Annotated in this window: 14 protein-coding genes and 1 pseudogene; 10 read left to right on the forward strand and 5 right to left on the reverse strand. The window is 36.8% G+C overall.

The genetic code is table 11. From position 1 onward, the window contains the following. Positions 1–223 precede the first annotated feature (223 nt). From repM to AK823_RS13750, 3 genes are all read left to right on the forward strand, one after another. A complete protein-coding gene (gene repM, locus AK823_RS13740) occupies positions 224–1,213 on the forward strand; it encodes a replication initiation protein RepM (protein ID WP_068330399.1) in 990 nt (329 codons plus the stop codon). Next, positions 1,210–1,566 carry a hypothetical protein gene (locus AK823_RS13745; protein ID WP_068330401.1) on the forward strand — a complete coding sequence of 119 codons (357 nt, stop codon included), beginning with the start codon at positions 1,210–1,212 and terminating at the stop codon, positions 1,564–1,566. Before repM ends, AK823_RS13745 begins: the two co-directional genes overlap by 4 nt. A gap of 75 nt (positions 1,567–1,641) precedes the next feature. After that, complete coding sequence (locus tag AK823_RS13750; protein ID WP_082785777.1) at positions 1,642–4,443, forward strand: DNA methyltransferase; 2,802 nt, start codon at positions 1,642–1,644, stop codon at positions 4,441–4,443. Between the two features lie 60 nt (positions 4,444–4,503). On the opposite strand, the gene AK823_RS13755 is transcribed toward AK823_RS13750, so the two are convergent. Both AK823_RS13755 and AK823_RS13760 read right to left on the reverse strand, forming a co-directional pair. Beyond that, on the reverse strand, positions 4,504–4,899 hold the full coding sequence (locus tag AK823_RS13755) for a hypothetical protein (RefSeq protein WP_068330402.1): 396 nt from the start codon (positions 4,897–4,899) through the stop codon (positions 4,504–4,506). Between the two features lie 82 nt (positions 4,900–4,981). Then, the gene (locus AK823_RS13760) at positions 4,982–5,356 is read right to left on the reverse strand and encodes a hypothetical protein (RefSeq protein WP_068330404.1); all 375 of its coding nucleotides are present in this window, start codon (positions 5,354–5,356) and stop codon (positions 4,982–4,984) included. A 460-nt stretch (positions 5,357–5,816) separates the two neighbouring features. Between AK823_RS13760 and AK823_RS13765 the strand changes: the two genes are divergently transcribed. The 5 genes and pseudogenes from AK823_RS13765 to AK823_RS13785 all read left to right on the forward strand — a co-directional run bounded on the left by AK823_RS13765 (position 5,817) and on the right by AK823_RS13785 (position 7,415). Beyond that, positions 5,817–6,218 carry a hypothetical protein gene (locus AK823_RS13765; RefSeq protein WP_068330405.1) on the forward strand — a complete coding sequence of 134 codons (402 nt, stop codon included), beginning with the start codon at positions 5,817–5,819 and terminating at the stop codon, positions 6,216–6,218. Positions 6,219–6,285: 67 nt separating this feature from the next. Continuing rightward, the gene (locus AK823_RS13770) at positions 6,286–6,546 is read left to right on the forward strand and encodes a hypothetical protein (RefSeq protein WP_068330407.1); all 261 of its coding nucleotides are present in this window, start codon (positions 6,286–6,288) and stop codon (positions 6,544–6,546) included. A 104-nt stretch (positions 6,547–6,650) separates the two neighbouring features. Continuing rightward, positions 6,651–6,806: pseudogene (locus AK823_RS13775) on the forward strand (type II toxin-antitoxin system RelB/DinJ family antitoxin); the annotation flags it as partial. 41 nt (positions 6,807–6,847) lie between these two features. Next, complete coding sequence (locus AK823_RS13780) at positions 6,848–7,132, forward strand: BrnT family toxin (protein WP_203226621.1); 285 nt, start codon at positions 6,848–6,850, stop codon at positions 7,130–7,132. Beyond that, the gene (locus AK823_RS13785; protein WP_068330409.1) at positions 7,119–7,415 is read left to right on the forward strand and encodes a hypothetical protein; all 297 of its coding nucleotides are present in this window, start codon (positions 7,119–7,121) and stop codon (positions 7,413–7,415) included. Before AK823_RS13780 ends, AK823_RS13785 begins: the two co-directional genes overlap by 14 nt. Positions 7,416–7,433: 18 nt before the next feature. Here AK823_RS13785 and AK823_RS13790 read toward each other — a convergent pair whose 3' ends face one another. Beyond that, positions 7,434–7,943: a hypothetical protein gene (locus AK823_RS13790; RefSeq protein ID WP_068330411.1), complete on the reverse strand. Its 510-nt coding sequence runs from the start codon at positions 7,941–7,943 to the stop codon at positions 7,434–7,436. A gap of 204 nt (positions 7,944–8,147) precedes the next feature. On the opposite strand from AK823_RS13790, the gene AK823_RS13795 reads away from it, so the two are divergent. Next, entirely contained in the window at positions 8,148–8,480 is a 333-nt protein-coding gene (locus tag AK823_RS13795; protein WP_068330422.1) for a zinc-ribbon domain-containing protein, read from the forward strand. A gap of 31 nt (positions 8,481–8,511) precedes the next feature. Continuing rightward, on the forward strand, positions 8,512–8,994 hold the full coding sequence (locus tag AK823_RS13800) for a hypothetical protein (protein ID WP_068330413.1): 483 nt from the start codon (positions 8,512–8,514) through the stop codon (positions 8,992–8,994). Between the two features lie 132 nt (positions 8,995–9,126). Here the strand turns inward: AK823_RS13800 and AK823_RS13805 are convergent, their stop codons facing one another. Together AK823_RS13805 and AK823_RS13810 are read right to left on the reverse strand one after the other, a co-directional pair. Then, on the reverse strand, positions 9,127–9,759 hold the full coding sequence (locus tag AK823_RS13805) for an RloB family protein (protein WP_068330415.1): 633 nt from the start codon (positions 9,757–9,759) through the stop codon (positions 9,127–9,129). Beyond that, positions 9,759–11,111 (reverse strand): ATP-binding protein, encoded by a 1,353-nt coding sequence (locus AK823_RS13810; RefSeq protein WP_068330417.1) that lies wholly within the window; start codon positions 11,109–11,111, stop codon positions 9,759–9,761. The genes AK823_RS13805 and AK823_RS13810 overlap by 1 nt, the downstream gene beginning before the upstream one ends. Between the last annotated feature and the right edge of the window lie 186 nt (positions 11,112–11,297).

The raw sequence follows: 11,297 nt of genomic DNA on the forward strand, positions 1-11,297 counted from the left end.
TAGGTTCGCTACAGAGCTTACCAGTAAAGGACTTTGGAGCTGATAAAGCTACCTTTTACGACCCATAAAGCTACCTTTTACGACCCATAAAGCTACCTTTTACGACCCATAAAGCTACCTTTTACGACCTTATAGATACTTTTTGGTTGCTATTGTAGCGATATCTATTTAATGTTATGGTTATGCTTAATTTATACATTGTTCAATTACAGGCAAGGCAGCCATGACCAAAAAACAAATAGTTTCTAAAGATAACGATTTGATGGGCGCAAGTTATAGTTTAGGAGTGGCAGAGCAGCGGCTTATATTCCTAGCAATCATTGAAGCAAGAGAGCAAAACAAGCTGATTGATGTCGGTAAACCTTTGCGTCTTTACGCTAAAAGCTATGAACAGCAATTCAGTGTAGAAAAACATACTGCATACGAAGCCATGAAACGTGCAGTTAACGGGCTGTATGAAGCAGGATTTAGTTACGATAAAATAGAAGAGGCGAGCGGTAAGAACATACATTATAAAAGCCGTTGGGTAGAGAAGATTGCTTATGCTGATGAATTGGGCTGTGTTGAGCTAACTTTTGCAAGTGATGTTATACCGCTAATAACACGCCTTGATAGCTGCTATACCGAATATGAGTTAAGGCAAGTAAGTAGCTTACAAAGTGAATATGCCATTAGATTATATGAATTAATGATACGTTGGCGCTCAGTGGGCAAAACCAATAAGATAATGATTGATAGTTTACGCTCGATGCTAGGGGTTGAGCCTAATAAATACAAACAGATGAATAACTTTAAAGCAAAAGTATTAGACCATGCTATAAAGCAGATTAACAATCATACGGACATTACAGCTACTTATGAGCAGCATAAGCAAGGGCGTCAGATTGCAGGCTTTACCTTTAGGTTTAAAATTAAGGAAAAAGATACGAAACCTCTTGGCATAGTAAGAGATCCTCATAATATCGATTGGATAAACGGTGTTACAGATGAAGAGGTTAAAGGTATGACTCCAGCGCAAGCAGATAAGTATGCGGAGCTACTACACCAAGAACCATCAATCGTAGGCAACTGGTCAGATTGTGATAGCTACTTTAAAGCTAAGATGAAGCTGAAAAAACAACTACAAGAGCCTAGGTATGTTAGAGAGTACATGACTCATTTGCTGAGTTGCAGTGACCCTTTCAGCCCTAAACTCATAGGATTACAAAAATGATTAATTATTTTGAAAAGTTAACGAAGCAACAAGAAGCAATTCGGACTACATTGATAGATTTTTTTCCACATTTACCTATTCAATTTTATCCATATGTTGTTTATAAATACGATAAAAAACAGCTAGTAAGCTTTTGCAGATTTTTCAACGACTGGTGGTCACTACACAAGATGTTTTACCCAGATGACTCGAATGATGAAGGTTTTTTCCATAACATGATAGATAAAAAGTATGTAGATTACAGCACTGCAATGGATATAAGTTTTCTACAACAGCAGTCAGACGTCATATCTGATGCTGATTTATTGGATGAATGTATTGATGAATTTTGGGATAAATTTAGAAGTAAATAAGAATTAAGCTTCAAACAGTCAAAATGATGAGTATTATTAGCAGCAATTCTATCAAACAAAACAGTAAGGCTACCAATGAGTTTAGACTATCAGCATATCCGTGAGCAGCTACACCGTATTATCCATGACTATAAAGACGCTGAAGGGTATGAGAGAGGTCAAAGCCAGAACTTTTGGACGCAGATCTTCAATGCTTACGGTGTATCTGGGCAAGTACAGTCAAAAGCATTTGAGCATCGTCTAAAAGACGATAAGTCTCAAAAGTATGTTGATGCTTTTATTCCTAAACTGGTGATGATTGAACAAAAAAGCCGTGGTCTTGATCTCAATAAAGCCTATAACCAAGTCAGCAAATACTACGAGCGCCTAAGCGCAGCAGATAAGCCAAGATATATCGTGTTATCCAACTTTGATGAACTATGGCTATTCGATATTGAAAACCCTCTGAACATCAAAGAATATAAATGTCCTATTGCTGACCTACCTAAAAATGCTGAATGGTTGGACTTCTTAGCACCAAATGCGGCAATGGCTGAGATAGTTGAAGAAAACCCGATTAACCGTCAGGCAACTGAAATGGTCGCTAAGCTACATCAAGCGTTTATCTCCGATGGGGTTAATGCGGATGAATTAGCATTATTTCTAACCCGTCTAATCTTTTGTTTCTTTGCCGATGACACTGGCATCTTTGGACAAAAAAACCTGTTAGATGGGTTACTCACGAATGAGGCAAGGAGTGACGGTAGCAACCTCAACGAGGTATTTACCACGCTGTTTGATACTTTAAACACTAAAGATCGCTCAAGTCGCCTGCCTGAAAGCTATGCTGCCTTTGCTTACATCAACGGTGATCTGTTCTCTCAGTCAATCCGCATCCCTTACTTTGATAAAAACCTCTATAACCTAGTCGTTCAGTGCAATAACCTTGATTGGAGCGAGATTAGCCCTGCTATTTTTGGCTCAATGTTTCAAAGCGTACTCGATATAGATGACACAGCAGACAGCGACGATAAGCGTCGTGAGTTTGGTGCTCACTACACTAGTGAAAAGAACATTTTAAAGGTCATCAATTCTTTATTCTTGCAAGACCTACGTGACGAGTTCTCAAAATGCGCTAAAGATAAGCCAAGAGCGTTAAAGCTCTATGAAAAACTTCCTACATTAAAATTCTTTGATCCTGCTTGTGGCTGTGGCAACTTCCTGATTATTGCTTATCGCGAATTGCGTCTGTTAGAAAATCAGCTGATCGCACAGATTTACGGTGACCAAAGAGGTTTACTTGATATTAGTAGTATGTGCCAGGTTACGGTAGAACAATTCTATGGCATTGAGATTGAACCACACGCGGCTCATATCGCAAGGGTAGCCATGTGGATTACCGATCATCAACTGAACCAAGCCACTGCTGAGCGCTTTGGTACAACACGCCCTACAACGCCCATTGTGTACAGTCCACACATTACAGAGGGTAATGCCCTACAAATTGACTGGGAGGACGTTCTAGCGGCAAATGAGTGCGATTTTGTGATGGGCAATCCACCCTTCATTGGTGCTAAATATCAAACTAAAGAGCAAAAGGCAGACCTGGAAAATGTAGCGAAGCAAGTAAAAAACTACAAAACCTTAGACTATGTTGCAGGTTGGTACATAAGAGCTATGCAATATATGCAAGGAGTTAGTAAACAAAATCATCAAGTTGAAACTGCATTTGTTTCTACTAACTCTATTTCTCAAGGTGAGCAGGTAGCTATTTTATGGAAATACCTCTTAGTGGAATGTGGTGGTTATATTAACTTCGCCCATCAGACATTTAGCTGGACTAATGAAGGTAAGGGCGTGGCAGCAGTGCATTGCGTAATTATTGGCTATGGTTTGAATGAACGTAGTGACAAAATATTATTTAGCTATACAGATATCAAAGGTGAACCAATACCGAATAAAGCTAAAACGATTAACGGTTATCTTATAAATGGTGAAGTAATATTCTTTGATAAGACAAGAAACCAAATATCAAATGAGATAAAAATGGAAAAAGGTAGTTACTCTACCTGTAGTGGCAACTTGGTCATGTCTCCCGATGAAAAGAATAATTTAATTGCAACTGAACCGTTAGCAGAGCAGTATATTCGCCCTTTTATGGGCGCAGAAGAATTCCTGAACGATAAAGAAAGGTTTTGCCTATGGTTTGATGGTATCGACGTAATCAAATTAAATAAAGATTTAGCCCAAATGCCACAAGTCAGGCAACGTATTGACAATGTGAAAACATTTCGATTAGCTAGCACTAAAAAAGCGACACAAAAAAAAGCTGAGCAACCGCATTTGTTTGATGAAAATCGTCAACCCCCTAAAGGACAGAATCTACTTATAATCCCTGTAGTGAGTTCCGAGAATAGAAAGTACCTACCAGTTGGATTCGTCTCATCAGATATAGTAAATTATTATGCAAACCTGATGCTTGCTAACGCGACGCTTTATCACTTTGGAGTATTAAACTCAGCAATGCATAATGCTTTTATGCGTCTAACAGCTGGTCGCCTAAAAAGTGATTACCGCTACTCAAATACTATCGTTTATAACAACTTCTTATATCCTTTTGATGCCGAAGATGTAGATAATAAAACATTGAAAACTAAAGATGTTATTGGATCGGCTGCTCAAGTCGTTTTAGATGCTCGTAAGCACTACCAAGACGGTAGCGAGAATGCACCAACGCTCGCTAAGCTTTACAATACTTACATGATTGATCCTTATCCTGAGCTAACCAAAGCTCATAATGCACTTGATAAGGCAGTAGATAAAGCTTACGGCTACAAGGGTAAGGGCGACGATGCTAGTCGTGTAGAGTTTTTACTTAAACGCATAGCAGACATGTAAATGCACAGCCTAAAAACCCTATTAAGCTCCTGACTTTTAAAAGTCAGGAGCTTAAAATCTTTAGTGGGCAAAATCTGTTAAATTAACAGTAAATGTTGGGATAACCCTAAACTGGTCAGAAGTTTCAAATAAAAAGCATATATCAGTTTTATACTTTTCTGCTACTTTTTTAGCTATATCTAGGGCTTCGGAAAAGTCCTCAAACCTTAATCCCAAATCTGGTATTTTTGCATAAGCTATATTTGTTTGATCAGGTGTATCTTCAAATTTAGCTACAAACTCATCAGATTCTACGATATTTATAATATAGCCTAGAAACTCACTATTATCAGGAAGATCAAATTCTTTGTAGATTTCTTCAATAGGTCTTTCGCTAATATTAAGCTGTTCTAACCTTCTCTTCTTAGCTCCTGCTTCACGCTGTTCTTTAGTACCTCTACTCTTTGCTTGTCCCATACCATTACCTCTCGAATTAAATATTAGTCATTAGTATATTCATAGCAAATTGAAGAATAAAATTGTTTAGTTAAAGCAATTATCATTCCAAACTATTGTATGCCATTATTCCTGCTTTATCGACCAATCTTTGAGCGTTGCCAACTTTGTTAGGTGCTGCTACCTCTCTTAATATTAATAACGATTCTAGCACTATCGGCATCAAAACATTTACCATATCATTCTGATTTGATGTGCTCTCTACCGTTTTTGATCCTTCGTCGTTCGACTGTAATAAGTGCAGAATTTCACTAATATCTCCTTTCATAAATTGAAGGTCTTCAAGAAAGTTATTGGTATCTGACTCCAGTTTTTTCTTCAAGTAGCCACCAGGCGTTTGCCCTGCCTCTGCTGCTATCGCTTCTAGTTTTAGGTAGATTTCTGGCTTTAATCTAAATGATACAGTAGGGGTACTCATAATTATCCTTGTTTGCAATTTGTAGACAGTAATATATCATATAAACCAGCTACTTAAATTAATTTTGTTTGCACTTTGCATGCAGAAAAAAGCATCTTAAATCAGGTAAGTTACTGATTTAAGATGCTTTTTTTCATCCCGATAGGGTGCGTAAGGTGTAGTCATTAAATTGGATAATTTAATGACCAAAAAGCAGGTAGAGAAATCGGTTATTTTCTACCTGTCGTAAGCCTTTTTAGCTAAAAAGGCTTATAAGAGCGTTACACAAGCAAAAACTAAGCAAACTACGAGCATTTCGCTAGCAAATTATGAGCAAATATAATAAGAAAGCTGTATTATGAGCAAAATACAAGCAAAAACTAAGCAAACTACAAGCATTTCACTAGCAAATTATGAGCAAATATATTTAACACCTTGTACTCATATTAGTGACCGCTAAAAAGCAGATAGAGAGCAATTTATGGCTAAGAGAACAAAGTTTTCCAAGTTTCGTGATCTTTATGAAGTGATCGAAGAGCTGGCTGTTTCATATACCTATGAAGGCGTGGTTGAGATATTAGCTGAGCGCCATGACCTCATTCTAACGACTGGCACACTGACCAATTATCTTTATCGCTATAGAAAAGAATCAAAGGAATTGTCTGCCGCTACAGATAATTCTAGCAGTAATGTTGAGGTTAAACCTGAGGCAAGAAAACAAATTTTTGTTGACTTATATTCTAATGACTCAATCCAAGAAAGTAATACAGATGCTAGTGATGAGCCATATGTACAGCCCACGCATGAAGAATTAGATACGGCTATGAAGAGATTTGAAGCGAAGCTAGCAAATAAAAGAAATAGATCTCTTCTTGATAGGTAAGCTATTGATGATAAATAAATAAAAATTTCATAAAGGGACATTTTCCGAGTGTGAAAAGGAGTAATTTATGAGTATTGAAGGTATATCAGTAGCAAGTAACCATTTCATGATGTTTGAAGAGGCGCAACGAGAATACTACCGTCAAATGGGTCGTCTTAACACCTTTGGTTTAGAAAACGAGACTCATAGCGATAGTATACGTAAAAAAATGTTTGAATTAAAAGATGAGGAACGTTTGCTGAGAGAATATAGCGCGAGCGAACTCTACGTCATACAAAAAGAGCTAAAACTGAAAATTAATGATTTTCTGCGTGAATTGGATGGGTAGCGCGTTACTGTCACTATTTGTGAAAGACCAAAGCCCCAAAATTATTGAATTGACAGTACTTATCGCTTATATTAAGGGTACATGAATAAGCGATAAGTACTGCTATGAGCACAACCAATTATAATATCCGTCTGGATCAAGAATTAAAAGACAAGGCATTTTCGGTGCTTGAGGGCTATGGTTTAACGCCTTCGCAAGCGATTAAGTTATTTTTGCATCAGGTAGCAGAAACCAATAGCATACCGCTGTCTTTTGATTATCAGACAATGCCTAGCACCAATATGCTTGAAGACGGTGATCAATGATTGAATTTGAATGGGATGAACAGAAAGATAGCAGTAATCAACGCAAACATGGCTTATCCTTTGAAGAAGCAGCTCGGGTATTTTTTGATCCTTTGTGTTTGCGTCAGCAAGACCGCTATGAAAATGGTGAAGAACGGTGGCAAGCGCTTGGTGCAGTGAATGGGGTAGCCGTATTGCTGGTCGCTCATACTCAAAGAGATAGTGAGGGTGGTGAGGTTATTCGTATCATATCAGCACGACCTGCCACCAAGGCTGAAAGGAGATTTTATGAACAAGGTTAGCTATAAAGCAAATGAGTTACCGTCTTTAAGCGCTGAGCAAGAAGCCAATTTGCAACGATTGGCAATGCTTTCAGATGATGATATAGATTTGTCTGATATGCCTGAAGTCACAGACTGGTCGAGTGCGACTCGTGGTAGTGTGGTGGCAGATGATCCTATGGTCGGTGCCAGTATAGTGAGTCCTAGTATCATTGCTAGATTCCAGGATAAGGCGAAGAAGACCGGCGGAAACTATCAAGATATGATTAATGATGCGCTAGAAGAGTATTTGTTAGATCATTAGTCGATAAGCTTACAACGTCTAAAATGCCCACCACCTTTTTTTCTTCTCAACCGTAGCTACGGTTGAGTTGTCTGTTTTTTCTTTCTCTTTTTCAAGTGGCGGCTCATAGCTCTGCTCAGACTTTTTAAACTCTAACAGTCTCACTTGTGCGAAATCTTGGATACTGGCATTGGCTTTATCCAGCGTTTTGTTTAACTGTCCTATCTGCTGCTGATAATTTTCAATTAACTTTTTTTGATCGCTTACTTGTTGGCTGAGGTGTTCATTCTTGAGCTTTTCAAGCGCTAATAGGTGTTCAATGTCCGTATTGTGCTGAACACTTTGGCTGTTCAGAGGTGTACTTTGAACAGTGTCCACTGAACGTTCAGTACGTTTTTTAGAAATTGGCTCACCGAACACTCGCAACATTTCTGAAACGTCTATTTTCTTGTCTGCGGTTCTAGAAAGCTCACCATCACTGACTTTCTGATAGATCGTGGTTCTTGATATACCCCATTCTTTTGCCGCTTTCGTCACCGATATGTTCATTGCTCACCTAGTGTCCAAGTACGTTTTTAGCAAGTGTCCAGTACAACTGTCCAGAACGTTCAGTGAACAACTATGGCATTAACTTGTCTGTGAGGCAAATTACAAATAATTTGATGTATAGTTCCAGCAATTAGAAAACTTGCTTTAGTTTTAATCAACAAATATAGGATATAATTGTTGATTATTTTAATTGAGGCTCTAACTATGGCACTAGTGAATTGTCCAGAATGTTCAAATCAAGTGAGTGATACAGCCCTTGATTGCCCATCTTGTGGGACATCCTTAAATAAACTCAAAAGAAGTTTTATGGGAAATATTTTTAAGTGGTTGTTTATTTTATTTAACATTCTTATGGTCATTGCGTCATTTAAAGCTTGTGGAGGAGTTTCTGAAGTCTATACATCTTCACAAAATGAATATGAACAAGCAGGCGCAGCAATTGGATCAACGATTGGAATGGGGCTAATTTTAACGCTTTGGGTCTTTGTAGATATTATTTTAGGTTTGTTTGTCTTATTTACTAGACCGAAGAGATAACTAAATACTAATTTTTAAGGAGAGAGCAGCGATGCAATCACTGAAAAAGTCTTTTGCTTATATATTAATGCTATTTGCATTTCTGTCTAGCATTAACGTATCAGTAGCATCCAGCACTAAAGCAGCCGTTGTTTATGGCACACCTTTTTACCCTTCTGACTATACCCCTGAAATGATGGTTTATGCTAGAAATGTAGAAACAGGGGAGACTTATAGCTTAAAAGTAGCTCAAGATGCCGAAAAATATAAAATGACTTTACCTGCACCTGCTACTTATATCTTCTTTTCATGGACGACCGATAAAATCGGCTCCTTTAACGATTTAGATATAAAAATGGGCGCCGTTTTAAGTGAATGTGATGGTAGCTCAAACGCTATATGTGACCATGATGATTCTAATAAGCACTTTCCTCGCCCAATTAAATTAACGCCAGGACAGGTAGTTAATAATTTGGAAATATCGAACTACTATTACCCTCGTGAAAAAACATATCTTTTTGTGCCAACGCCTTAATTTTTGATGCGTTTAACGGGTAATAGGGTGGTTCCGATTGGGTATACCTACTGGAATCTTGAGCTAGAACCTAAAGAGTTAAGCCCTCAAAAGGAAGCCATATCTACCTAGTAAGCTTATGAACGCTAATATTCAAGATATGGCTATCTTATGGTCTTCAAAAATTTCTTCTACAATCTTATATACATTAGTATAAGGGTTTTTAATTCCTCTACTCTCCATTTGCTTTGCATTACTAATTGCTGTCCCAAGATTTTGATGCAATATTGAAAGATGATTTTCGTTTTTAGCGTATTGTTTAAGAAGCTTAGTCGTTTCAGACTTAACTTGTTGACTTGCAGTTTTTGAACCTTTCTTGTGAAAAGGCTTACTGGATTGGGTAAAGTGGAGTAGATACCATACTTCAAAGCAAGGGTCAGATAGAATAGCCTCGAAGTTTTTTTTCTGTCTTATACTTTCAACAGCTGCTTGATAAGTAGGATGTTGATCTTTGTCAAAGACACAATAAACTTTGTCATACTCTACCTCACCTTTAAGTTTGCTAACTCTATATAGTTCCACTGCTGTTGAATAAACAGACATAGGTGCTGATCCACACTTACCTATTATCTGAACATTAGCTGCATTGATCTTATATTTATGTATTAGGCTTTTAAAGTAATTAGGCTCAGTGACTTCGCCTTCACACACAATCAGTATATTCTTGTATTGTCTAAGAAGTTTTGACTTGCGAGATAAATTATTCTTGGGCTGCCTCTTTGACATTATTGTTCCGTTTTTAAAAAATTAGATTGGGAGTCAATAAATGGAACAGCTCCAAATAAACCTTTCAAGTACTGAGCTTCATAGCTTTCACCACGATCCTTTCTCACGCTAAAATCATGCAAAGAGTAAATACGCGAAGCATAATTCTCATCTTTTTCGACAAACCAAATCTGGTCTCGTCTAAAAAGATCTTTTTTCATTAAATGTGTGTCGTGAGTAGTAAATATTAACTGAGCGTTTGTTTTATTAGCATCATTGTCATGAAATTTTTCTATAAGGAATCTAACTAATTTAGGATGTAGATGATTATGCAACTCATCCAAGACCAAAATACTACCTTCGTTTAATGTGTCAATAATAGGGCCTGCAAGGGAAAATAGTTTTTTAGTACCCTCTGATTCTTCCTCAAAATCAATTACCTTATTCTGTCCATCAATCTCTCTAACAGACTGAAGATCAATAATTCCGCCCTCTTTAAAATCTTTGATTATTTGTGATTTTATCTCTTCAGGAATGCCAACAGGGAAAGAAAGTTTATCAATGTCTATTTCTTCTTTTTTAACCAGAAAATCGTCGATACCAATGTCGGCGTATTTAAGAAAATCCAGTATCTGTTTTTTATATGTATTTTCACTGCAAATAGATTTGGTATACCCCTCACCAAAATGGGAGTTAGTATCTGTTGTAATATGTAATTTTTGATCAAACCAGTCATATAACGGTTTTAATTGCTCGCTATTTAGGTTAACTGCATTAGATAAAAATAGGACGTTAGGTCGCGTATTACTCTCCCAATCGCTTTTATTGCCCTTGAATAGACTACTGAAAGTGTAATCATATCCATTTTTTTTATTTTGATCATATTTTCGATAAAACCATTCTTGAACACGACCTTTAGGATAAGCATGTAGCCATTCCTCAATAATATGTTCTTTATTAAAAATTACTCCATAATCATACCTAATAAGCTTCTGATTATCAGAATTTGTAGCAGTTTCAGATGTTTCGACATGATTAGCTACACTAGCAATGATCGAAATGCTAATTTCAATTGGTGAATCCTTTGATTCGCTATCAAAACTAAATAGATCGGTAGGTATTTTTTGATTAGGTTTGAAGTTAGTAGAGTTGATAACTAGAAACTTCATATATTTTAAAGCTTTAATCAAATTAGATTTACCTGATGAGTTGGCACCGTAAATAACACTTGTTCTTAATAGATCAGGTGTCTTAGGAACATGAGGATCGAAAGTATTTGTTGATAGAAGTTCCTCGCCTTGAGATTTAACCATAGTAAAAGTAGCTTGTTCTTTGAACGAACGATAGTTCTTCACTGTAAATTCAATGAGCATATAGGGACTCTATTATATTTTGCAAGGTTTTTTTGGTCTAATTAACCAAAATACTATTTTAAAATACTATATAACAGTTCTTAGCTTATGTATATGTTTAATTCTAACTATGAGCTTTATAGAGATAAAATTACTCAAATCTTATTTCAATGTTTTTAATAGTTTTTAATAGTTTTTAAAAGCTTT

Source organism: Psychrobacter sp. P2G3 (genome assembly GCF_001593285.1).
GTDB lineage: Bacteria > Pseudomonadota > Gammaproteobacteria > Pseudomonadales > Moraxellaceae > Psychrobacter.

Coding starts and splice junctions, on each gene's coding strand:
- AK823_RS13785 (WP_068330409.1), top strand. CDS start 7,119: ATGAACAAGGTTAGCTATAAAGCAAATGAGTTACCGTCTTTAAGCGCT.
- repM (WP_068330399.1), top strand. CDS start 224: ATGACCAAAAAACAAATAGTTTCTAAAGATAACGATTTGATGGGCGCA.
- AK823_RS13800 (WP_068330413.1), top strand. CDS start 8,512: ATGCAATCACTGAAAAAGTCTTTTGCTTATATATTAATGCTATTTGCA.
- AK823_RS13765 (WP_068330405.1), top strand. CDS start 5,817: ATGGCTAAGAGAACAAAGTTTTCCAAGTTTCGTGATCTTTATGAAGTG.
- AK823_RS13760 (WP_068330404.1), bottom strand. CDS start 5,356: ATGAGTACCCCTACTGTATCATTTAGATTAAAGCCAGAAATCTACCTA.
- AK823_RS13745 (WP_068330401.1), top strand. CDS start 1,210: ATGATTAATTATTTTGAAAAGTTAACGAAGCAACAAGAAGCAATTCGG.
- AK823_RS13780 (WP_203226621.1), top strand. CDS start 6,848: ATGATTGAATTTGAATGGGATGAACAGAAAGATAGCAGTAATCAACGC.
- AK823_RS13790 (WP_068330411.1), bottom strand. CDS start 7,943: ATGAACATATCGGTGACGAAAGCGGCAAAAGAATGGGGTATATCAAGA.
- AK823_RS13795 (WP_068330422.1), top strand. CDS start 8,148: ATGGCACTAGTGAATTGTCCAGAATGTTCAAATCAAGTGAGTGATACA.
- AK823_RS13755 (WP_068330402.1), bottom strand. CDS start 4,899: ATGGGACAAGCAAAGAGTAGAGGTACTAAAGAACAGCGTGAAGCAGGA.
- AK823_RS13810 (WP_068330417.1), bottom strand. CDS start 11,111: ATGCTCATTGAATTTACAGTGAAGAACTATCGTTCGTTCAAAGAACAA.
- AK823_RS13805 (WP_068330415.1), bottom strand. CDS start 9,759: ATGTCAAAGAGGCAGCCCAAGAATAATTTATCTCGCAAGTCAAAACTT.
- AK823_RS13770 (WP_068330407.1), top strand. CDS start 6,286: ATGAGTATTGAAGGTATATCAGTAGCAAGTAACCATTTCATGATGTTT.
- AK823_RS13750 (WP_082785777.1), top strand. CDS start 1,642: ATGAGTTTAGACTATCAGCATATCCGTGAGCAGCTACACCGTATTATC.